Raw genomic sequence first — 1,573 nt, 5'->3', positions numbered from 1 at the left:
TCCCCGACCTCGCCTGATCGGCGACTGCCAATTCGACAAGAGCGGCGGCTTTCGGGTCGCCGTTTTCATTTGATCGTGACATTTTACGGTTCCGAACCATCCAAGAGGCGATCGAATCCGTGCTCGTTCTGCCCAAAGGCGTCCGCCACATGCCGGCCTACCTGTCACGCACCGTGCAGGAAGAACTGGTCGACGAGGTGAGACGGATCGTGCAGCAGGCGCCGCTGTTCGTGCCGGCCATGCCGCGCACCGGCAAGGAGATGAGCGTGCGCATGACCAATTGCGGGCCGCTGGGCTGGGTCACCGACAAGGAGCACGGCTATCGTTACCAGCCGGCGCATCCGCTAACCGGGGCGCCTTGGCCGCCAATTCCGGATGCGCTGCTCGACCTGTGGCGCGAGGTCTCGGGCTATCCGCATCCGCCGGAAGCGTGCCTGATCAATTTCTACACGGCGGATGCGAAGATGGGCCTGCATCAGGACCGCGACGAGGCCGACTTTTCGGCGCCGGTCGTCTCCGTCTCGCTCGGCGACGACTGCCTGTTCCGGGTTGGCCAGACCACGCGTGATGGCGCCACCAAGTCGTTCAGGCTGCAAAGCGGTGATGTCGTGGTGCTCGGCGGCGAGGGGCGGCTGTGCTTTCACGGCGTCGATCGGATCTATCCCTCGACCTCGGCGCTGCTGAAAAACGGTGGGCGGATCAATCTGACATTGCGACGGGTGACGAAGCCGGCCGTCACAGCTTCCTGAGCGCCACTTCCTCGATCAGGTGGTCGGCGCCCTTGCGCAGGATCAAGTCGGCGCGGGCCCGCGTCGGCAGGATGTTCTCGCGCAGATTCTTCAAATTGATGTTGGTCCACAGGCCTTCGGCGATGGCGCGCGCCGAACCCTCCGACAGCTGCGAGTAGCGGTGAAAGAAGGAGTCCGGATTGCGGAAGGCGGTCTCACGCAGCCGCATGAAGCGGGAAATGTACCAGTTGTGGATCAGCTTCTCGTCGGCATCGATGTAGATGGCGAAATCGAAGAAGTCCGACAGGAAAGGCACGATCTTGCCGTCCTGCGGCAGCTTGCCGGGCTGCAGGACATTGATGCCTTCGAAGATCAATATGTCGGGCCGGTCGATGGTGACGAACTCGCCGGGAATGACGTCATAGGTGAGGTGCGAATAGACCGGCGCGCGGACATCGGGCAGCGCCGACTTGATGCCCGACAGGAAGCGCAGCAGCGCGCCGACATCGTAACTGTCTGGAAAACCCTTGCGCTCCATCAGGTTCTCGCGGCGCAGGACCTCGTTGGGCAGCAGGAAGCCGTCGGTGGTGATGAGATCGACCTTGGGGCTCGACGGCCAGCGCGCCAAAAGCTCCTTCAGCACGCGTGCGGTGGTCGATTTGCCGACCGCGACGGAACCGGCGATGCCGATGATGAAGGGCGTCTTGACCACGTCGACCGCGTTGAAGAAGGCCTGGCGTTGCCGAAACAGCAGCTGGCTCGCTTCGACATGAGCCGACAACAGCCGCGACAGCGACAGATAGATGCGCGTGACCTCTTCGAGATCGACCGGCTCGTTGAGCGAC

The 1,573-nt window shown here is 63.0% G+C and carries 2 protein-coding genes; one reads left to right on the top strand and one right to left on the bottom strand.

The window, feature by feature from the left end; translation table 11 throughout:
- Nucleotides 1–119: 119 nt before the first annotated feature.
- Nucleotides 120–749, top strand: a complete 630-nt coding sequence (locus EN879_RS35240; RefSeq protein WP_013528341.1) for an alpha-ketoglutarate-dependent dioxygenase AlkB — start codon at nt 120–122, stop codon at nt 747–749.
- On the opposite strand, the gene coaA is transcribed toward EN879_RS35240, so the two are convergent.
- The coding region (gene coaA / locus EN879_RS35235; RefSeq protein WP_127274680.1) for a type I pantothenate kinase at nt 736–1,573 on the bottom strand (838 nt) is incomplete at its 5' end. The genes EN879_RS35240 and coaA overlap by 14 nt on opposite strands.

It is taken from the genome of Mesorhizobium sp. M7A.F.Ca.AU.002.02.1.1 (assembly GCF_003998535.1).
GTDB lineage: Bacteria > Pseudomonadota > Alphaproteobacteria > Rhizobiales > Rhizobiaceae > Mesorhizobium > Mesorhizobium ciceri.
The sequence above is the reverse complement of the archived record's forward strand: the minus strand, read 5'-3'. Positions and strand labels throughout refer to the sequence as shown.